The sequence below is a fragment of the Vibrio sp. L5-1 genome, from assembly GCF_021728315.1.
Classification (GTDB): domain Bacteria; phylum Pseudomonadota; class Gammaproteobacteria; order Enterobacterales; family Vibrionaceae; genus Vibrio; species Vibrio splendidus_K.
Genome location: NZ_JAKKCQ010000002.1, coordinates 367,078 through 386,953 on the forward strand (window position 1 = coordinate 367,078; position 19,876 = coordinate 386,953).

Below are 19,876 nucleotides of genomic sequence, written 5' to 3' on the forward strand. Positions count from 1 at the left end.
ATTAGAAGCTGATATGACAAAGAAAATCATCCTAGATACAGATCCGGGCATCGATGATGCAATGGCAATCCTATTTGCAGAAGCACATCCAGATATTGAGCTAATGGGGATCACGACCGTTTATGGAAATGCGACGATAGACAATGGCACTCAAAATGCTCTCTATCTGAAGCAAAAATTCGGTATGAAGGCACTCGTTGCAAAAGGTTCGGATAAGCCCTTATTAAGAGATCCGGTTGGAGCAACGGTTGTTGTGCATGGTGAAACGGGGTTGGGTGATGTGACGGCACCAAGTTCGCTAGATTATGAAGCGATTAAAAAGCCAGCTTATCAGTTCATTATCGACAGTGTTCGAGCTGAACCTAAAGAGATCACTCTTGTGGCTGTCGGTCCTCTGACTAATCTTGCACTTGCACTGGAAGCTGCTCCTGACATCGTCGACTTGGTAAAAGAAGTGGTCGTTATGGGTGGTGCATTCGGTGAAAACGGCCACAGAGGAAATGTAACACCATTTGCCGAAGCGAATATTCATGATGACCCTCATGCTGCCGATAAGGTGTTTACGGCATCATGGCCAGTCGTCATTATCGGGCTCGATGTTACAGAGGAGAGTTTTTTTACCAGTCAATACCTTGATGAGTTGCGAGATGACGCTGGAGAAGTTGGGCAGTTCATCTGGGACATTAGCCGTTACTACTTAAAGTTTTATTCTGACAAAGTAGGAATGAATGGTTGTCATGTTCATGACCCATCAGCCATTGCTTATGTTATCCAACCGTCTCTTTTTACAAGTCGTAATGGCCCGGTCAGGGTTGTCACAGATGGGCCAGCGGAAGGGATGACCATTCAGAAAGCTGATCAACGTAACTATATGAATGATGAATGGGGTTTATTTCCTGCACAACAAGTCGGCGTTCAAGTAGATAGCGATACTTTACTCTCACTCTACAGAGAGACATTGATAAACTATTCACAGCAGTAAAGTGGGCCTGTCGTAAATATTGAGAAATGCGCGACAGGCTAATGCTCTGGATACAATAATCCTACAATTGCGTAGAAACGCTCAAAGGCACTGTCAGTTTCATCTGATTCAGATGAAACTGATCTTCAATATCAATACACGATCTAAGTGTCTATCCATATTAAAAAGTAATTTTCATTGACTAAGTTCCATAATTGACTAGCTCACTTATGCCCCCAAAGTGAGCCTGAGAGGGATTGAACTCAGTTTCAAACCCTGCAACTTGCCTTACTTTTCCTGATGTCTAGAGTTCCAACAATGTAGCTAAATGTTTTAATCCACAACAGACTAACCTTTAATCACACTTACGCACGAATATGTTGTTCAACTATTTCTAAGCCATTGAATAATAGAAAACTAAAAGGAATTTTTTGATTGATAACGTGCCTTGAATCGGAAGCAACATGTGCTTGCACGGTTTTCAACTAGAAATTAGAACCAAACTGAATTATATGTATAATTTTCAGTTGGTTAGGCAAGGACGGGATCGAACTCTAGTAGAGGTTACATTTACTGTAGGCAGGGCTTGTGGATAAGTGCTTATTTTTGATTCATCGCGGATTTCCCTTGAAAGCCGAGATGAACCTTTTTCAATAATCTAGCGCGCGAAAGCATTTGACAGATCGATACCACATTGCTTTACATCACATATATTAATAAAAGTGACAATGCTTACATTTATAAATGTGATGCGCATCTCCATTCATCTTTTGATTACTTTCTAAGCTTAGTTGGTTTTTATCCGATTAAACAGAAGGTTATATGATAAATAGAATAATAACACTAAGTGGCGTTGCATTACTTTGTTCAGCGAGTGCGTATGCGCAAATGCAAAATGGAAGTTTCGAAAACTGGGAAGGAAACGTACCATCTGGATGGAGTGTGATTGACTCCGGCATTGCACTTTCCCTCTCTACCGACCCTGTAAATAACGGCAGTTTCTCTGCACAAGTAACAGTGAATACAAGTACTCAAAGTAATACCGATTTACTTCAAACGATAAGTGTTGAACAAGGGAAAACTTATGATTTCTCTGTCGATGTTTATCACACTGAAGGTAACGTGAAAGCTCGCCTTTTTGTTGATGGCTATTTAGGCTACTCGAATAATAGTTTAACGAATCAGTGGCAAGCATTAACTCACTCGTACAGCGCTACCAGCACTAAAGATATCGTTGTGGGCATACGATTTTATGATGATGCAGGTTTTGATGGTTCGGAAGTGGTGTATTTAGATAACTTTCAGCCTACGGAGACTCCACCAACACAAAGCTGCAATGACACAAGTGCCGCACTCACGCTAGTGACGGATAACTATGGTTCTGAAACCAGTTGGTCTCTCAAAAACTCAGTTTCTCAAACTCTTTATTCTGGTTCAGACTATCAAAGTAACACCAACAATGAAGTGGAAATGTGTTTAGCGGATGGTAGCTACACCCTAGAAGTCTCAGACTCTTATGGAGATGGAATGTGCTGCAGTGTGGGGAATGGTTCATACAGTTTGTCGGTAAACGGAACCGTTGTGGCATCTGGTGGTGATTTCCAAGCAAGTCAGAGTACAGAATTTACGATTGGTGGCTCAACGACTACACCACCAACTGAACCACCAGTGTTAGGTGAGTATTACAAAGACGCTGAAGGCAAAGTGGGCTTTGCGTTAAAAACGGCCTTATATCAAATTATTGATAATCATAGTAGTCAGGGTTACACCGCTATTTGGACATTAGTGTCTGAGGCTGACCTAGACGCATACTATGACACTGATGGGTCGATTCTCGATATGTATTCAGAGAAACCTTCAGGCTCAGATTCAATCCAATTTACTAAGGTGGCCGATCAATGTGGTCAATACAGCAAAGAAGGTGATTGCTACAACCGTGAGCACTCATTCCCGAAAAGCTGGTTTGGTGGGAAAGTCGAGCCAATGAACTCTGACGGTCACCATTTATTTGCCACTGACGGCTACGTTAACTCGAAACGTAGTAATTGGCCATTTGGTGAGGTAAGTAGTGCAACATACACATCAAGCAATGGTTCTAAATTAGGCAGTGCAGCAAACTCTCTTGGTTATGTAGGTACGGTGTTTGAGCCAATTGATGAGTTTAAAGGTGATTTCGCAAGAGCATATTTCTACATGGCAACACGCTATGAAAATGAAATCGCTAATTGGGAAGGAAACTCTACAAGCTCGGATGCCGTTCTGGATGGAACCAATACAACCGTTTTTGAACCTTGGCTACTTACTATGCTAAAGCGTTGGCATTCTGAAGATCCAGTAAGCCAAAAAGAAATCGACCGAAATAAGGCGGTACATGATTTCCAAGGGAATCGTAATCCATTTATTGACCATCCAGAGTTTGTAAGCCAAATCTGGGGAAATTAATCGGAATATAATCACGATGACAATGGTTTAATGATTATTGAATTGAGCCCAATCCTTTGTTTGGGCTTTTTTATTGATAGGCATTAGAGAGCATGATTTAAAATATTTGAAAAAGCATATTGTCATGAAGGTCCGTATGCTTGTCAGTGATCTGCAGCATCAATACTAGACGCTACATTAAGCGACTTTCCATACCTTTAGTTATCTATGAATTGCTAACTTAGGGGAATTTGTAGCTCATTTATGTCAAAAAGTTTGTTATCACTACCCGAAAAACAAAAATCCTCGCAAACGCGAGGTCTTAGTTTTATCCATCAATAGTGAGTACATCTCTAACCTAGGGAAGAGCCCCTAGCCTCCGCATTTTCTGTTATTTTTGCCCGTCTAGATTTGCTTGATGCAGTAAGTGCTCAATGAACATCGGAACCTTTTTTGCTATGTGCTTTCTAGAAGCATAAAAGGCATATAGCACCAAGTCCTCAGGTTCGTATTCAAGCTCTATAACTTCTAGAGAACCCGAATCTATTTCATTACGACAGAATTCAGCAGGGAGTATCGCAAGCCCCAAACCAGCCAATGCACCTGCTTTAGCAAGCTGTCCACTATTGACCTTAAACGTAGATTGAACCCTTTGAGTTATAAGCTCACCTGTCGCGTTTTTGAATATCCAAGGTGTTCCATTTAAAGCAGTAAAACTGTTAATACAAGGTACATGTTTCAAATCCGTAATCTTAAAAGGCTTAGAAGATGTATGAAGAAGTTTGGGTGAAGCCACAACAACACTAGTCCAACGCTTAATCTCTTTCGCTATCCAATTGTTATCCTCTAGCTTCCCTCGATGAAAACTCAAAATAACGTCAAACCCGTCAAGCGGATCCTCTTTAGGGCTGATACTCGTATCACAACATAATGAAATAGATGGATATTGAGTACAAAACGAAACGACGGCTTGGGCCAAGTCAGGTGAGTCTGGCATTAAAACATTGAGTTGCCCTATGACTTCACGAGAGTGTTGTGTCACCTCCTCAAGAGCATCATTGAGTTTATCCAACAATGGCTGAGTTCGTAGATAGAGGTGGTCCCCTGCTTCTGTCGAAGAAATTCGGCGAGTCGTTCTATCAAAAAGTCGAGCATCCAGCTGCTCTTCTAGCAACGCGATATGACGACTGACGTTTGATGTCGGCAAACACAGAAACTCCGCAGCTCTCTTAAAGCTATTGTTCTCATAGACACAGTGAAAACTTTTTAGCCATTGTTGATCAATCTTCTCAAGCATTCCCATTAATCCCACCCATTCTAATAATCCCACCCAGTTGGATTATAAAGCCAATATTAGCCACTTTATTACCAGAAACAGGCTTATACAATACTCATCATTAAAAGTGAACTGGATAAGGTTTCCAATGAGTTGGATAGAAAAACTATTAGATAAGAAAAATATAATCAGTACGCGTAAAGCGAATATTCCAGAAGGCATATGGACAAAATGCCCCTCTTGCGACCAGATCCTGTACAGCATAGCCCTTAAAGAAAATCTGGAGGTATGTCCAAAATGCGATCACCACATGAGGATGTCGGCACGCTGTCGCTTAGACAGTTTTTTAGATAAAGGTATGAAAACTGAGTTAGGCAAACAACACGAGCCGCAAGATTTGCTCAGTTTCAAAGACAATAAACGCTACACAGAGCGCCTTGCCCTAGCCCAAAAAAGTACAGGTGAGAAAGATGCAATAGTCGCGATACAGGGAGAGTTGTTAGGATTACCTGTTGTAGCGTGCGCTTTCGAATTTTCTTTTATGGCAGGCTCAATGGGTGCCGTTGTGGGCGCTCGCTTTGTTGACGCTGTTGATGCAGCAATTGAGGCTAACTGTGGACTAGTATGCTTTTCGGCTTGTGGTGGAGCGCGCATGCAAGAATCACTCATGGCTTTAATGCAAATGGCAAAAACAAGTGCTGCTTTAATGCGACTATCAGATGCAAAGCTCCCTTATATCTCCGTATTAACCGATCAAACTTTTGGCGGTGTATCGGCAAGTATTGCGATGTTAGGTGATATCAATATCGGTGAACCCAAAGCGAGAATTGGTTTTGCCGGACGTCGTGTAATTGAGCAAACAGTACGAGAAAAGTTACCTGAAGATTTTCAGCAGAGCGAGTTCCTATTAGAGCATGGCGCATTAGACATGATTATTGATAGACGTGAGATGCGCAAAAGGATTGCAAGTCTCATCGCAATGATGACCAATACTCAGATTCAAGTTGAGCATTAGACCACTACACCTCGCACTATAGCTTCCCCCTAAAATGAAGTTCAACGATCTCTTTAGATTAACGACCGAGGGGGAGAACATCTTGATCGCTGAATATACAGCATCACTTGTAACGTTCGCATTCAGTTACTCTCCTTTCCGACTACCAATAAGAGGTTGAAGAAGTAAACCGTACCCAGCTACATTCCTTTGGATTACTGTATTTACACTAGCTTCTTATGGTTAAAATGCCGTATTGTACAAACAATCAAATTATAAATACTCGCGGCCTTTGCCACAGAGACTCTCCATTCTAAACGAAAAGACTTACTATGAATTTTGATATCAATGCACTAAAACACCACCAACTGGTCGAAGATGGTCAACTCGAAGGGTGTTACATTCATCAGCCAGTACAGGGCAGTCAGCCAGATGATAAAGCTGTTTTAGCAGAGCGCCAAGCGCTGGAAAATCTGGGGTATAAGGTGGTACAGGTTAAAGCGAAAGGCGGGACAACAACGTTTGCCGAGGCTATGCAAGAACTTGCGAAGAAGACTGGCCACCAGCCTAAATAGTAAACGAGTGAGCAGAGAGAGTTACACCGTTTTCCCCAAAATGAGTCACCGCTATATTTGGTCCCAAACACAAAAATGGGTTGGTACAGCCGAAATTCAGTCTATTACTTAAGAATCTAGCTTTATTAGAGACGGAGACTGTTTACTGAATTAATGTTGGACGGGTATGGCACTTAGCTATGAGTTATGAGCAATAGCACAAAGTAAATACATGCTCTCTATTTGTCATAGTTCTAAAACTTTAAAGGAGCCACAATGAGCTCCTTTGAGGTTTAAGTTATCGCTTCAGTTACTACTGCATTCACTCGATTTAGCTACCAATCGCAATTCTATCAACTTCAATTGTTGCCTCTTCCCAGCTATCTTTTTCAACGTTGCCAACAATCGTTATCTTGTCATTTGGAGCAATAGTCAAACCAGCCCAAGCTTCATCCTCTACTTCGATCACAATTGTGTTTTTGCCATCAGTAAACTTGTACTCGTCATCTCCCAAAGAGTGCACAATGTTACCCGTCACCTGAACTTGGGTATCATCTCTTGCTTCTAGGACTTGAGCAACCGTAACAGGAGCGCTAGCCGTCGGGCCATTAAATCCGCCCGTTGCTGGTAAAGTGTTTGCTGTTGCAAAGCCTGAAGCCAGAACCAGTGTAGTAGCAATAAGTACGTTTTTCATAAGAACCTCTAAGGAGTCATAGTTTGTTTTGATGGGTGTACTATGCAGGAGGTGGTATTAATCGCGGATGAAAGTAGCGTTCATAATTCATTCATGTTGAAAATACGTAGAATGACAATACCAAAAAAAACCATAACCATAACCATATGATCTTAATGGTGATCTTAAATGCTATCTTAATCGAATAATTTTACTTTTTACGAAAATCATTCCTTTTCTAGAGCTCTTGCTCTCTGTTATTCAGTATTAGCCCAGTAATAAGTCATCAAAAGAGTAGCTTTCCAAGCACCAATTGAATAGCACTCGATGAAGCTACGTAGTGAGAGCTTTCTAAAACCAAGGCCTCGCACGCGCGCGGCCCTAGTTTTGCTATTTAGCGATTATGACTGTCCTATAACGTTTACAGCAACCCTACTTCACTGGCTTCTCTTGTTAACTTTCCTTACAGACCTAAGTTACTGAGTAAGCTGACTGAACTTCGGCAAGCTCTTCACAAACCTCTGGTGTACATCCATATAGGTTTGCATATAGATTTCATCGATACTGTTACCACTAGGGAAACTCGATGAGAAGTCGGCGTGCTTACGGTCAATGGACAATTTGGCCGCCTCGACTATATGAGCAATGAACATTCGAGGATCTTCCAAGCCGATAGAGATACGCATTGTGGTCGGTTTGATGCCTGCTTCATTGAGCGCCTCGTCGCTGAGTTCAGAATGCGTAGTCAGTGCCGGGCACAGTGCCACCGTATTGGTTTGCCCTAAACTCACTTGCATGCCGATTGCGGGCTCAAGCATGTCGAAGAACTGTTTAAACCCATCACGATTGATTGGCGTACGATCACCGTTGCCTTCCATATCGATAGTAAACAGCGCAGCAGGTAACCCCAAGTACATGTTGTTCTGGCAGTGTTCATAGTTATCACTATCTGGCAAAGCTGGACACGACACGTTGATGTCTGGGTGAGCATCGAAGATCTTCGCGAGAGTCAGAGTATTAATGGTTTTCTGCACCACGCGCATCTCATAGGTTTTCATACCATTGAGCACTTCGAACGCTTTGTCTGCGTCTAAGAACGCGCCCTTAATGTAGTACACATTCCAAAACAAGGTTTCGTTCCATGGAATGGTGACCTCATTACCGTTAGGTTTGGTGAAAGTCATCTCCTCCCCTTTTGGAACAAACATGGTTTCGTTACGGCCAATCACGACTCCAGCTGTTGTGGTGCCTGAACCCGCTAGCTCTTTGGTGTAGGAGTGAATCACATAATCTGGCCTTTCCATCACATCATCGCGTTTTAGCACAGGATGAAGCAATGGTGTGCCTACTGTTGAGTCGACAATCACGTCCCAACCACGAACGTGACCAGCTTTGCTGATACTAGCAACATCCAACACGTATCCATGCGGGTTACACGGTGACTCTAGGTAAACGTAGATCTTCTTACCCGCAGCGAGGCGATCCGCGTATTTATCAGCAACCTCATCAAGACGAGCCGCAAACTCATCACCAGAGTAACCATCGACCCACTCTACCGCGACATTCAGGTTCGAAGGCTTGCCAAACCAATCTTCCAACAGCTGGTAAGAACCTCCATAGATATTGCGTGAAGCCAAGACAATGTCTTCATGCCCGAGCAAGTGGCTTAACAACCCATCAATAGCCGCCATACCCGAGTTAAAGTTCCATGCGAGATACTCGTTGGCTCTAGAACCTGCCTCAATATCAACCATGTGATTAGCCAGTGAAATCGATGTAGGATTAAGAAGACGAGAGTAAATATCGTGCAGCGGCTCTTTACCGTTGAATGCATCTTCAATCCATTCTGTACACGCAAACAAATAGGTCGCGGTGCGCGTAATAACAGGGCTGGCAGAGAAAATAGCGGCAACATTATCGAAGATAGGATACGCACCTTTAGACGCAAAATTGCCATTATTGGTGGCAATAGATTGGTAAGTAGCACGCATTGGGTTTTGCAGGTTGTCTAGGATCTTAGCGATCTGGAATGACAAGAAACGTTTGGCGTTAAACCAAGCGATTCGGTCACTCTTGTCGAGGTCTGAAAGCCCATCAACCGTCAATGCCCAAAGATCGTGTGTCTTGGTATTGGCTTTGTACAGTGTCGTCGCCAGTTCAATCAGAGTGACGCCGTAATCACTGTTTGGATCGATACCAAAATGCTTTGCTTGCTCAATCGCAAGGGCTTCTGCTTGTTCATGTTTGGTTGTTTTACGCAGCGGGCTAAGTTGAGTTGAAGTATTCATAATTCCTAAGTCATTCCATGCTTGTTGTTCCTCCTTTAATTTTAGTTTTGTACAGATGCTAAAAATTGCTATTTGCGAAGTAAGACATACACTTTGAGCAATAATATTGCCAAACTAAATTCGATATTGATGGATTATGCTAATGGACGAGATCGACAAGAAAATACTGGCTGAACTGCAAAGCAACGCTCGGCTCACCAATCAAGAGTTGGCCGATCGCGTGTCGCTATCGCCCTCTCCTTGCTTACGCCGAGTTCGAGCACTAGAGAAACAAGGGATTATTCGCGGCTATCACGCCAGTGTCGACCAAGAAGCATGCGGCTTGCCTGTGAATGTGTTTGTGTTGGTGAAACTTGAAAAGCCAACTGAAGAGAATATGCGAGACTTTGAACAACACATTGAAGTGATTGACGAGGTGTTAGAGTGCTTTCTGATGACGGGCAATCACGACTACCTATTACATGTCGTCAGTGAATCACTCAAAAGCTACGAGCAGTTTATTCGTAAGCAATTAACTCGCCTACCTAATATTGCGTCTATAGAATCCAGCTTCGCCTTCGGTCAGGTAAAAACAAAGACCAAGTTGCCAGTGAGGTAAATGCGGGGCGCTATTGGGTCCAGAATCTTGATGGCTTGAATTTTGACGTGACACTTTCTAGTTCAGAAATGCCCTAGTGCTAGCTCGCGCACCTGAACATAAATTGATCTGCATCAGCATATGGTTTAATAATGATTAACTACTAAATATTAATAATACAAATTGCGTAATACTGAATTGAGAGAGTTCATTTTTACGTTGTTGGTGATTTCATGGATGTACACACCTTAGCTATATATACCTCTTTGTTAGCAGCCACGGTTGCGAGTGCTATGTTGTTAACGCATAAATATATACTCGCAGGCACCACGTTAGGGGTGAATTATATTGCTTATGCTGCTTTGCTGTTAGGAGCCAGTGTTACACCACTTTCATTCGGCGTTACTCAATCTTCAGAATCCATCGTTTTTCTTTCCAATGGTGCATACGCAACGGCTTTTGGTTTACTACTCGTCGGCATAACCGTGTTACGAGGAGCAAGTCGATCTTTTCTCGTAATATCAATGATCATTAGCTCCCTTGGCATTAGCTTCTTTCTTTATAGCGCCATAATCGCACCTTCTGTTACTTCTAGGATCGAAGCTCGAAGTATTCTCGTTGTGACGATATGTATCTTAGCCCTACGTGCAAACTATTCCGGGGAAAAACACGATAACAGAGAAGCAAAGTGCCTGTTGAACCTGACCCTGTTCATCAACATTCTCTATATGGCAATTAGGGGCGTACTTGCTCATACCAAAGGAACGAACTCGAACTATTACCTGATATCAGATATTCATAAATTGTCTTTCGTTATCATGACAATCACAATTATTAGCCTCGCATTTTCAGTGTTTTGGATCTTAACTGATCGTTTATTGAAGCAAACCTATCGTTCATCGATCACTGATGAACAAACAGGCCTTTATAACCGTAGAGGCCTAGCTGAGCTGATACCCAAGCTTGTTCTACCAGGCCGAGAGAGTGACATTTCTGTACTGATGGCCGACCTAGATCATTTCAAAAAAATTAATGATACCTATGGTCATGACAAGGGAGATGATGTGATTAAGCACTTTGGTCAAATTCTTGAAGATACATGCCGAACAAGCGATTTCTGCTTTCGCTATGGTGGAGAAGAGTTTGTTGTCATGTTACCTAGAGCGAATAAAGTTCAAGCAATGCAGATAGCCGAAAGAATAAGAAACCACGCAAAACACAACTCCAATCAAGAGCTCTCATCTGGCAGGTATACTGTCAGCATTGGAGTGACTCAAGCCCTCATAAACGATGACTGGAATTCATTAATTAAAAGAGCGGATAACGCACTCTATGACGCGAAATCCCAAGGGCGCGATTGCATCGTTGAGCGTTAACAAAATGTGGTGGTTAAATATTCATATTAAGAAAAAATAAACAAGCTTTGCCCAATTTAAAGCTAATACTTCCCCAAAAACAAATAATAATCACCAGCCTATTTCACTGACTTAATCACTTACATTAACCTTGTGTTGATTGATTCCGTAAAACAAACCAAAGATATGTGAATCGATTCGAAGTGATCGTTTATCTGGCTGTCATCTAATTTTTGTACTTTGATATAACAAATAGCTCAAAAGTTATTGAGCGATCGTTCAAATATATTAAAATTTCCACTATAGTTGATTGGTCAAACAACTCACAACAAGGAAAAGTTATGAATCAAAGTACCGAATCTCAATCAGATCCGACTCGATCTATCCCTCAAGAAGCATTTGATTGGTACGACGAATATGCGCACGGTCTGATTGATCGCAGAGAGTTTATGGCTCGACTATCCGGGCTAGCTGTACTTGGCTTAACTATGACGACGCTAACTTCTGCACTGATCCCTAATTATGCGCAGGCAGAGCAAGTCTCTTTCAATGATCCTTCCATCACAGCAACCTACGAGACATTTCCTTCACCTAAAGGATACGGAGAAGGCCGTGGTTATTTAGTGGTACCAAAAGAGTTAGCGGATAATGCGCCAGTTGTCTTAGTTGTTCATGAAAATAGAGGCTTAAACCCATATATAAAGGACGTGGCAAGACGACTCGCGGCCGCGGGGTTTATTGCGTTTGCACCTGATGCACTCTATTCGCTTGGTGGGTATCCAGGTAATGATGATGAAGGTCGTGCAATGCAAAAATCATTATCCAGAGATAAAATCGAAGAAGACTTTATCGCCGCTGCAAACTTTTTGAAATCTCATGAAAAAAGTAACGGCAAGCTAGGCGCAGTCGGATTTTGCTTCGGTGGTTATATCGTAAATATGTTGGCGGCGGTAATGCCAGAGCAACTGGATGCGGGCGTTCCGTTTTATGGTACTCCTGCCGCACCCGATTTAAGAAAGAATGTTAAAGGGCCATTGCTCATCCAATTTGCGGGAATCGACAAACGTGTGAATGCAACTTGGCCAGAATATGAAGCTGAACTCAAAGAGATTGAGGCAGACTACACCGCTTACATCTATGACGGTGTGAATCATGGCTTCCATAACGATTCAACAGGTCGATATGCTGAAGAAGAAGCAGAGTTAGCGTGGGCACGTACACTTGAGTTCTTTAATAAAAAGCTTTCTTAACAGGCAGCTTTACCTAACCCGTTTTCTTTAAATTCCAAGTTACTGCCCTATACCTTATTCAACGAAACCCAAAAGGCCTCATACGTGCGAGGCCTTTGTTTTCTCAACGCTATATGGGCTTGCCCTACAGATAGGTTTGGGGTCGTCGACATTCTGATATGAATTAAACCTGACTCTTAATATCAATCTAACCTATTAATATCAATCTAACTTTGCTTCTAACAAACCTATTGACCCGATCGCATAAATAGATAATATAGACATCTAGACGCCTACATGTCTTTTGGTTAATTAAATGGAGTTATCATGAACAGCTACAAAAAAATCACAGCATCCCTGTTGGCATTAGCTTTCGTATTCGGCGTAACAGGATGTGAAAAAAAAGACGAGGCTGTCATCAAGATTGGGGCGACAGTTGGCCCACATGCACAAGTTGTACAGGCAGTCGCCAAAGAAGCAGCAAAGCAAGGGATTAACATTGAACTCGTCGAATTCTCAGACTACATCACCCCTAACGCAGCATTGGACGATGGAAGTATTCAACTCAATAGTTACCAACATCAGCCATTTCTCGACAACTTTAATGCCAATCACGATAGCCAGTTAATTTCTATCGGACGTTCAATTTTGATGCGTATGGGCGTTTACTCGAACAAGTATACTTCGCTTGACTCTATCCCAGATAACGCACGAATCGCGATTCCAAACGACCCAACGAATGGTGGGCGAGGACTATTGCTACTTGAAGATGCTGGGCTGATTTCTTTAAAAGACAACGCTGGTTTCAACGCTTCATTAAGCGATATTGTTGATAACCCGAAGAACATTCGATTTGTTGAAGTGGATGCCGCTCAACTACCCCGCTCTCTTGACGATGTAGATGCAGCTGCAATCACCATGAACTATGTGATGTCTGCTGGACTGGACCCTAAGAAACAAGGCATTTACTTAGAGAAAAAAGACGCACCTTTAGCCGTGATGGTTGTGGCGGCGCGAGAAGAAGACAAAAATAATGAAACGTATAAAAAGATCATCTCAATTTACCACTCTCAAGAGATCAATGACTTTTTAGACAGCACTTTCAAAGGCACCATAGAAGCCGCAAATTAAGCTAAAAGAGTTCACCTTAGATTTGGCGTTGCCTGCTACTCATTAAGCAACGCCAGATTGAGTTGACGTGTTCATCGCTGACTCATTCCTGCCCCTTTTCAAATTAGAAGCAAAGCTTAAGTTACTTAAATCGAGGTTGAAAACGGTGTGATGAGAGCAGATTATGTAAGTATGAAATTCAATTAATTCTGGGTTCTTCGCATGAAAAAAGAAGTGATACTGTTTGATATAAACGAAACGGTTTTAAATTTGGGGTCATTACAGCCTAAATTTAAAGCGGTGTTTGGCAGTGAGGATGCACTATCGCTCTGGTTTTCAAAGCTTTTACACTCCTCAACGGTTTGCATCGCAACAAACGTAAAATCTACTTTTTCTGAATTAGCGAATGCAGCGCTCGACGCTATTGCACAGCGGTACAAGTGTGATTTAACGACCGAAAGCAAAGGTGCCTTATTAACTTCCTTTGCCAATCTACCACCGCACACTAATATCAAAGAGTCTTTACATAAGTTGCGTAAAAGTGGTTTTAAAACAGTCGCGTTTTCCAACTCATCCCTCGACCTTATCACTTCTCAAATCAAGAACTCGGGCTTAGAAGATTATTTCGACACCGTCATTTCCGTTGAAGAAACAGGCAGTTTCAAACCTAGTTCAGATGTGTATAAATTTGCAGCAGAAACTTTACAAGAGCCTGTCGATAACCTTCGTCTTGTCGCTACTCACGATTGGGACACTCATGGTGCGTTATCTGCTGGCTTACAAGCCGCCTATATAGACCGAACAGGAGTTGAGTATCATTCCTTGTATTTGAAGCCGGAGATTAGCTCAAAGACGATGGATGGTGTGGTAGAGCAGATAATTAAGCACAATTTAGACAAGTAAAACCTCAAGAGGCTTTTGCTACTCCCGCTCGATACAAACAAAAAGGCTTCGCACACGCGAGGCCTTAATTCTATCTACAGAGCAATTAACTCGCCTACCCAATATAGCTTCTATCGAATCCAGATTCGCCTTCGGTCAGGTAAAAACAAAGACCAAATTGCCAGTGAGATAGATGAAGTTCGCTTTTGCTCGGGGTTTATGGGGCGCTAGAGGCTGCTCTTCAAAATTCCTGAACTGCACCAACAAATATTTCGCCCCATTCCGCATTAACGTAATTACTTCGTGGAAGATCGAGCTACTGGAATTTCAGTACTTTTCCTCAAAGCAAACTGACGACGTGGAGTTGCAAGTTGGTGATGTTGGAGTTTGAGTTTGAGTTTGAGTTTGTAGTAAAGAACATGCTCCGATTTGATCCAATATGAAAAATAACGTTTAACGATGTTTTACACTTTCAATTCTCTATGTCGATTCTAGTCCCACAAATCAACTATTTGCACGATATCTAATATACATCTCACTAATATATTGAATGATGAGGCACAATTACGCCTATGTTTGATAAATAAGGCCAAAACCAACGTCATGGTTAAACACCATCGAAAACAATTAGTAATAGGTATCTGATGCGTTTTTTAACTTGTTTTACTCTAACGTGTACTATTTTTTTATCCGCTAGGTGTTTTGCCGAAGAGCTAAAAATTTTCACTTGGGAAGACTATATCTCTGACATTCTGATAGAAGAGTTTGAAGAACAGTACGGTCATACTGTTTCTCAAGTTTATTTTGAAAATGAAATGTTGCGTGATGCTGTGGTGTATTCAGGTAAAGCCCTAGCCTATGATTTGTTTATCATTGATGGGCAAACCATTGGCGAACTGGGCAAAGCAGGCACCTTAGGGGATTTGTCTAATACTTTGAAGGAAGGTAATTCAAACTTTACAGAGGTGTCTCGCAGAGCTTGCGGGGTGCATGGCATTCCGTACGCTAATGGTACCATGGGGGTCGCATTTCGGTCTTCAAGAGCTACCGAAGGTATAACCTCTTGGATGGACGTTTTCGACTACGCATTAGAGCACCCTCAAACTGTTGTGATTCCTGATGACGATGTAGATACCATTGCAATCGCATTATTGGCGTTAGGGTTCGATCCTATGACCGAAAATGAAGTCGAATTGGCACAAGCGTACAAACTGTTAATGAAGGTCCGTGAACAGCTATTAGTAATAAGAGCGGCTATTGGCTACGCTCTAGATAAAAAATCTGGCTCTAAAATGGAAGTTGCCGTTATCTATTCAGGAGAAAAAGAACAAATAGCGTCGTATACAGAGCAAGATGATTGGATCTATACCATTCCTCAAGAAGGTACTTTGATGTGGCATGAATGCTTTAGTGTCCATAAAGACAGGCCTATTAGCAAAGCGTCGATAGAGTTCCTTAACTTTATTAACACACCTGAAAGATCGGCATTAAATGCAGAAGAGATGTGGTTCGCAAGCTCGAACAGACACGTTTTGGGCTTAGCATCTGATGATTATCTGTTAGATGAAGAGTTGTTCCCAACGGGATTAGACAGCGGTTCATCGTTTACCTATAAGACACTAAGCAAAGAAGCTTCAGACCTGAGAAGCCAAATACTCTTTGTTATTCATAACCAAAGATATAAAACAAAAAAATGAAACTGTCGCTAAAGATCAATTATATTCTGCTCCCTGTTATGGTGGTAATTTTCTCCATCGCCGGAGTGTTTTCGTATACCAGTCAAAAAATGCAACTGAACTCGTCGCTATCGGAACAATTACAAAGTGAACTTACTCATATCTCTCATGAGCTTAATGAAGCGCTTAGAGAGCTCGATTCTGCGATTAGAATGAGTCTAGAGAACTACTACATTCAAAAGTATCTTATTGAAATATATGATGACACTGCTCAATATTACACGGAGAAAGAGCTAACGGCTTATATCAATCAATTAAAGCTCAATCACAGTACGATCGAGAGCTTTGCTCTAGTGGATATTAATGGCAAAGAGCTTATCTACTTTAATACGTCGGATCCATTTGCAAAATACTCTGCTGATACGGTTGTGACGGATCACCTTGCTACGATTCAACAAGCATTAGATTTGAAAGGTGTGGCTCACGTTAACGCTTCTACCTACAAACTGAACGATGGTGTTGAAGGCCCTGAATTTTTAGTTGTAAAAACATTTACACCTGAGCAGAGTTTTACTGTCCCAACCTTTTCTTATGGGCAGACATTACTTACTGCAGTGGTTCGCTCAAAAATCAGGCACTACGATGAATTTCAAGTATCTGTGAAAAGTAGGCTCGGTCCTGACGCTCAACTGATACTTAGACCTAATGCCACCTCGTATTCGCTGGGTAACGAAGAACAGATAAAAGATATTACCTTGCCAGACTATGAATTAGGTTTTCAGTTAATACATGACTTATGGTCTATCAAAATTTGCCTATCTCAAATACACCTCAATAAGTTGTATAAACCCTTTCAACTTCTTTACGCTGTTATTGTTTTGTTAGTAACGGCTGTCACTTTCTTACTACTAAAGTGGCTTATCGTAAAACAAATCATTAAGCCAGTGGAGAGACTGACTAAGAAAGTGGAGTCCGTAAATCATGATGGCTTAGTCTACATAGAGCGTTCCAAAAGTAACGACGAAGTCTCCATCCTCACCAATAAGTACATTAATTTGATTACTGATCTCGATGATCTGGCAAAAAGAGACTCTCTGACGGGCTTACCAAATAGGAAAAAATTCAATTTAGATATCACGCGTATAATGAATAACTGCACCGAAACAGATACAAAGTGCGCCGTTATCTACTTTGATATTGATAACTTTAAACACGTAAATGACAAGTACGGACATCATGTTGGTGACCACTTATTCGTAGTGTTTTCAGAACGCCTTGTCGACAGCTTTGTTGATTTTGAGTGGGGAAATCTAACTATCTCTGAGCTTGAGTTCGCCAGGCTATCTGGGGATGAATTTGCCATCATAGTTGGTGGATTGGACGACTTAGATATACTTACCGAATTTGCCCATCGAATTCTCTCTCTCTTTGAGGACGGCTTCGAGGTGGATGGTACTCAATTTGATATTGGGGTCAGTGTCGGTATTTCCGTTTACCCTGATGATGCTAACTCTGTCACCGAACTGGTTAACAATGCTGATTCAGCGATGTATGCCTGCAAAAATGTCGCGGGAAGAAACCATTATCAATTCTACTCAAAAGAGATGGATAGAGAAATAAAGCGTCATACTCAAATTAATGAAGACTTGAAAGATGCGATTAAATCTAACGGGTTCTATCTAACCTATATGCCAGTTTATGATATCGAAAAAGGTAAGATAAAAGGTGCAGAAGTTCTAATCCGTACAAGCCACGAGGCTCTTCTTTCCTACGGGCCAGCGGATTTTATACCTGTAGCAGAATCGTCAGGCTTAATTAAACATATTGATTATTGGGTTTTTGAAAATGCTCTGCAAACGCTGTCCGTCTGGATAGAAGAGCTGAATTTTGATGGTACATTAGCGATTAACTTCTCATCTTGGCAGCTCCATAATTCCGACTTTGTCAATGTACTTTCTGGGTTACTGACGCGCTATGAGATTCCAGCTCACATGATTGAAATGGAAATCACTGAAACCTGCTTTATACCCGGAGATGAACAGAATATTGAGAGACTTAAGGCGTTGAAACAACTCGGAGTGAAGGTTTCTCTTGACGATTTTGGTACCGGCTATACAGCCTTTAGCCAACTGATAAATTATCCTATCGATACGCTTAAGATCGACCGTATGTTTGTCAACGCAATTGACTCTGAATCAACAGACAAACAGCTTATTGAAGTGATCATTGAAATGGCCAAAATTTATGATCTCAATATCATTGCCGAAGGCGTAGAAACAGTGAGTCAATTAGATTACGTTCGAAACAAAGGATGCCAGGAAGTGCAGGGGTTCTTACTATCTAAGCCCTTAAAAGAAGATGATTTTATCGCGGCATGGAAGAGAGGGGTTTTGCCTGAATACAGTTAAAATATGTGACACCATAGAATATGGTCTAGTTCTGCGCCTTGGAATGACACATCGCTTTGCCCGCTCGATTGATGGCTGTATGTTGTGGCCTGATTAATCTAACCTCCTGATTAGAATTGTTGTCATGAGCTTTGACATGGGTAACGATAAAAAGCCAGATACACCTCTATTTGAGGCAAGCCAACTTCAGTAAAGCGGTGTTTTCGATGCTATAACTAATCCGTATTCTATTAACTTAGCAAAACCACTGACAAAATAGTTATCCAATACCTTCATAGGCCGAGCTTTGACTCGTGGCACTTTCTAGCTCACAGGTGCCCTTTTTTCGGGCTCAAAACGGGCAAAACTTGTAACAGAACCGTATTTTTCTTTTGTCTTCCTACCTTTAAGAGGATGCATTGCTGATCTTCATCGCGAGTTGGACGTATAGGCTGATTAAAAGGAAGGGAATACTATGGCCACCGTCTATGTCAGCATCGGAAGCAACATTAACCGCGAACATCACGTCACAGAATCTCTCAAAGCATTGCATTACCGCTTTGCACCGCTGCACATTTCTAACTTCTACGATTGCGAACCTGTCGGTTTCGAGGGGGATAACTTCCTTAACCTCGTCGTTGGATTCGAGTGTGATCTTCCTGTCGCAGAACTGGTTAAGATTCTGCATCAAATCGAATCAGAGAACGATCGCAAGCGTCAGACCAAAGCGTATGCTTCACGGACGATGGATATCGACATCCTTCTTTATGGTAATCAAGTCGGCGTTATCGATGGCGTAGAGCTGCCTAGAGGTGAAATCACCGAGTACGCTTTTGTGCTCAGGCCATTAGTCGATATTGCTGCGCAAGAACGTCACCCCACTCTAGACATCTCATATCAGCAGCTCTGGGAAAACTTCGATCAGTTAAGTCAGAAAACCGAACCCATACCTTTCGAGCTCGGTTTCACTTAGCGTTTGCATGACTGAAAAAAGAACGAATGCAACAGGAACAATTGCGAAAGGGATAACTGAATTCTTAATCGCGTGAGCTTTACTGATCTTTTCTTAAAACAAGCACGTAACTGACTTCACTTTCTAAGGATTGGACACTGTTATGAATCACAACGCCATTATCACCATTACAAACCTGAGACTAAGAACCTTCATCGGCTTCAACGAAGAAGAAAAGTCTAAGCAGCAAGACATCGTTATCAATGCAGAAATCCACTACCCCGCCAATAACCTTTGCCTCTCTGATGATGTGGAGAACGCGCTCAACTACAAAAACATCTGCAAGAAGGTCATTCAACACGTCGAATCCGGAAGGTTTCTGCTTTTAGAAAAATTGACCAGCGACGTACTCGGCATTTGTATCGATCATCCATGGGTGAAATACGCTCAAGTGAGAATCGACAAGCCTCATGCGCTACGTTTTGCCGACTCTGTTTCGCTCACCCTGAGTTATGAAGCAGACAACGACAATAATTCATAA

At 41.9% G+C, this 19,876-nt stretch carries 16 protein-coding genes and 1 pseudogene; 14 read left to right on the top strand and 3 right to left on the bottom strand.

The genetic code is table 11. The features are described 5' to 3' along the window. Positions 1 to 13: 13 nt before the first annotated feature. Together L3V35_RS08505 and L3V35_RS08510 are read left to right on the top strand one after the other, a co-directional pair. Positions 14 to 982 (top strand): nucleoside hydrolase, encoded by a 969-nt coding sequence (locus L3V35_RS08505; protein WP_237299329.1) that lies wholly within the window; start codon positions 14 to 16, stop codon positions 980 to 982. A gap of 801 nt (positions 983 to 1,783) precedes the next feature. Then, a complete protein-coding gene (locus L3V35_RS08510) occupies positions 1,784 to 3,403 on the top strand; it encodes an endonuclease (RefSeq protein WP_114633342.1) in 1,620 nt (539 codons plus the stop codon). A 370-nt stretch (positions 3,404 to 3,773) separates the two neighbouring features. Here L3V35_RS08510 and L3V35_RS08515 read toward each other — a convergent pair whose 3' ends face one another. Continuing rightward, positions 3,774 to 4,685 carry a LysR family transcriptional regulator gene (locus tag L3V35_RS08515; RefSeq protein ID WP_237299331.1) on the bottom strand — a complete coding sequence of 304 codons (912 nt, stop codon included), beginning with the start codon at positions 4,683 to 4,685 and terminating at the stop codon, positions 3,774 to 3,776. A gap of 121 nt (positions 4,686 to 4,806) precedes the next feature. Here L3V35_RS08515 and accD point away from each other — a divergent pair, with 121 nt between their 5' ends. Together accD and L3V35_RS08525 are read left to right on the top strand one after the other, a co-directional pair. Next, positions 4,807 to 5,673 (top strand): acetyl-CoA carboxylase, carboxyltransferase subunit beta, encoded by an 867-nt coding sequence (accD, locus tag L3V35_RS08520; protein ID WP_237299333.1) that lies wholly within the window; start codon positions 4,807 to 4,809, stop codon positions 5,671 to 5,673. Between the two features lie 311 nt (positions 5,674 to 5,984). Next, positions 5,985 to 6,227 (top strand): hypothetical protein, encoded by a 243-nt coding sequence (locus tag L3V35_RS08525; protein WP_065205428.1) that lies wholly within the window; start codon positions 5,985 to 5,987, stop codon positions 6,225 to 6,227. A 310-nt stretch (positions 6,228 to 6,537) separates the two neighbouring features. Here L3V35_RS08525 and L3V35_RS08530 read toward each other — a convergent pair whose 3' ends face one another. Both L3V35_RS08530 and L3V35_RS08535 read right to left on the bottom strand, forming a co-directional pair. Further along, on the bottom strand, positions 6,538 to 6,900 hold the full coding sequence (locus L3V35_RS08530; RefSeq protein ID WP_237299335.1) for a NirD/YgiW/YdeI family stress tolerance protein: 363 nt from the start codon (positions 6,898 to 6,900) through the stop codon (positions 6,538 to 6,540). Between the two features lie 455 nt (positions 6,901 to 7,355). Beyond that, positions 7,356 to 9,167 carry a PLP-dependent transferase gene (locus tag L3V35_RS08535; RefSeq protein WP_237299336.1) on the bottom strand — a complete coding sequence of 604 codons (1,812 nt, stop codon included), beginning with the start codon at positions 9,165 to 9,167 and terminating at the stop codon, positions 7,356 to 7,358. Positions 9,168 to 9,309: 142 nt separating this feature from the next. Here L3V35_RS08535 and L3V35_RS08540 point away from each other — a divergent pair, with 142 nt between their 5' ends. From L3V35_RS08540 to folX, 10 genes and pseudogenes are all read left to right on the top strand, one after another. Next, positions 9,310 to 9,765 (top strand): Lrp/AsnC family transcriptional regulator, encoded by a 456-nt coding sequence (locus tag L3V35_RS08540; protein WP_017057485.1) that lies wholly within the window; start codon positions 9,310 to 9,312, stop codon positions 9,763 to 9,765. 212 nt (positions 9,766 to 9,977) lie between these two features. After that, positions 9,978 to 11,120: a GGDEF domain-containing protein gene (locus tag L3V35_RS08545; RefSeq protein ID WP_237299338.1), complete on the top strand. Its 1,143-nt coding sequence runs from the start codon at positions 9,978 to 9,980 to the stop codon at positions 11,118 to 11,120. 320 nt (positions 11,121 to 11,440) lie between these two features. After that, positions 11,441 to 12,349, top strand: coding sequence for a dienelactone hydrolase family protein (locus tag L3V35_RS08550; RefSeq protein ID WP_237299339.1), 909 nt, complete (start codon positions 11,441 to 11,443; stop codon positions 12,347 to 12,349). Between the two features lie 306 nt (positions 12,350 to 12,655). Then, complete coding sequence (locus L3V35_RS08555; protein WP_237299341.1) at positions 12,656 to 13,459, top strand: MetQ/NlpA family ABC transporter substrate-binding protein; 804 nt, start codon at positions 12,656 to 12,658, stop codon at positions 13,457 to 13,459. Positions 13,460 to 13,660: 201 nt separating this feature from the next. After that, a complete protein-coding gene (locus tag L3V35_RS08560; protein ID WP_237299343.1) occupies positions 13,661 to 14,341 on the top strand; it encodes a haloacid dehalogenase type II in 681 nt (226 codons plus the stop codon). A gap of 31 nt (positions 14,342 to 14,372) precedes the next feature. Further along, a pseudogene (locus tag L3V35_RS08565) lies at positions 14,373 to 14,513 on the top strand (Lrp/AsnC family transcriptional regulator); the annotation flags it as partial. Positions 14,514 to 14,964: 451 nt separating this feature from the next. Then, entirely contained in the window at positions 14,965 to 16,017 is a 1,053-nt protein-coding gene (locus L3V35_RS08570; protein ID WP_237290600.1) for a spermidine/putrescine ABC transporter substrate-binding protein, read from the top strand. Continuing rightward, complete coding sequence (locus L3V35_RS08575; protein ID WP_237299345.1) at positions 16,014 to 18,404, top strand: GGDEF domain-containing phosphodiesterase; 2,391 nt, start codon at positions 16,014 to 16,016, stop codon at positions 18,402 to 18,404. Before L3V35_RS08570 ends, L3V35_RS08575 begins: the two co-directional genes overlap by 4 nt. A gap of 454 nt (positions 18,405 to 18,858) precedes the next feature. Then, a complete protein-coding gene (folK, locus tag L3V35_RS08580) occupies positions 18,859 to 19,356 on the top strand; it encodes a 2-amino-4-hydroxy-6-hydroxymethyldihydropteridine diphosphokinase (protein WP_237299347.1) in 498 nt (165 codons plus the stop codon). 142 nt (positions 19,357 to 19,498) lie between these two features. Continuing rightward, positions 19,499 to 19,876, top strand: a complete 378-nt coding sequence (folX, locus tag L3V35_RS08585; protein ID WP_054546529.1) for a dihydroneopterin triphosphate 2'-epimerase — start codon at positions 19,499 to 19,501, stop codon at positions 19,874 to 19,876.

Coding starts and splice junctions, on each gene's coding strand:
- L3V35_RS08505 (WP_237299329.1), top strand. CDS start 14: ATGACAAAGAAAATCATCCTAGATACAGATCCGGGCATCGATGATGCA.
- L3V35_RS08510 (WP_114633342.1), top strand. CDS start 1,784: ATGATAAATAGAATAATAACACTAAGTGGCGTTGCATTACTTTGTTCA.
- L3V35_RS08515 (WP_237299331.1), bottom strand. CDS start 4,685: ATGGGAATGCTTGAGAAGATTGATCAACAATGGCTAAAAAGTTTTCAC.
- accD (WP_237299333.1), top strand. CDS start 4,807: ATGAGTTGGATAGAAAAACTATTAGATAAGAAAAATATAATCAGTACG.
- L3V35_RS08525 (WP_065205428.1), top strand. CDS start 5,985: ATGAATTTTGATATCAATGCACTAAAACACCACCAACTGGTCGAAGAT.
- L3V35_RS08530 (WP_237299335.1), bottom strand. CDS start 6,900: ATGAAAAACGTACTTATTGCTACTACACTGGTTCTGGCTTCAGGCTTT.
- L3V35_RS08535 (WP_237299336.1), bottom strand. CDS start 9,167: ATGAATACTTCAACTCAACTTAGCCCGCTGCGTAAAACAACCAAACAT.
- L3V35_RS08540 (WP_017057485.1), top strand. CDS start 9,310: ATGGACGAGATCGACAAGAAAATACTGGCTGAACTGCAAAGCAACGCT.
- L3V35_RS08545 (WP_237299338.1), top strand. CDS start 9,978: ATGGATGTACACACCTTAGCTATATATACCTCTTTGTTAGCAGCCACG.
- L3V35_RS08550 (WP_237299339.1), top strand. CDS start 11,441: ATGAATCAAAGTACCGAATCTCAATCAGATCCGACTCGATCTATCCCT.
- L3V35_RS08555 (WP_237299341.1), top strand. CDS start 12,656: ATGAACAGCTACAAAAAAATCACAGCATCCCTGTTGGCATTAGCTTTC.
- L3V35_RS08560 (WP_237299343.1), top strand. CDS start 13,661: ATGAAAAAAGAAGTGATACTGTTTGATATAAACGAAACGGTTTTAAAT.
- L3V35_RS08570 (WP_237290600.1), top strand. CDS start 14,965: ATGCGTTTTTTAACTTGTTTTACTCTAACGTGTACTATTTTTTTATCC.
- L3V35_RS08575 (WP_237299345.1), top strand. CDS start 16,014: ATGAAACTGTCGCTAAAGATCAATTATATTCTGCTCCCTGTTATGGTG.
- folK (WP_237299347.1), top strand. CDS start 18,859: ATGGCCACCGTCTATGTCAGCATCGGAAGCAACATTAACCGCGAACAT.
- folX (WP_054546529.1), top strand. CDS start 19,499: ATGAATCACAACGCCATTATCACCATTACAAACCTGAGACTAAGAACC.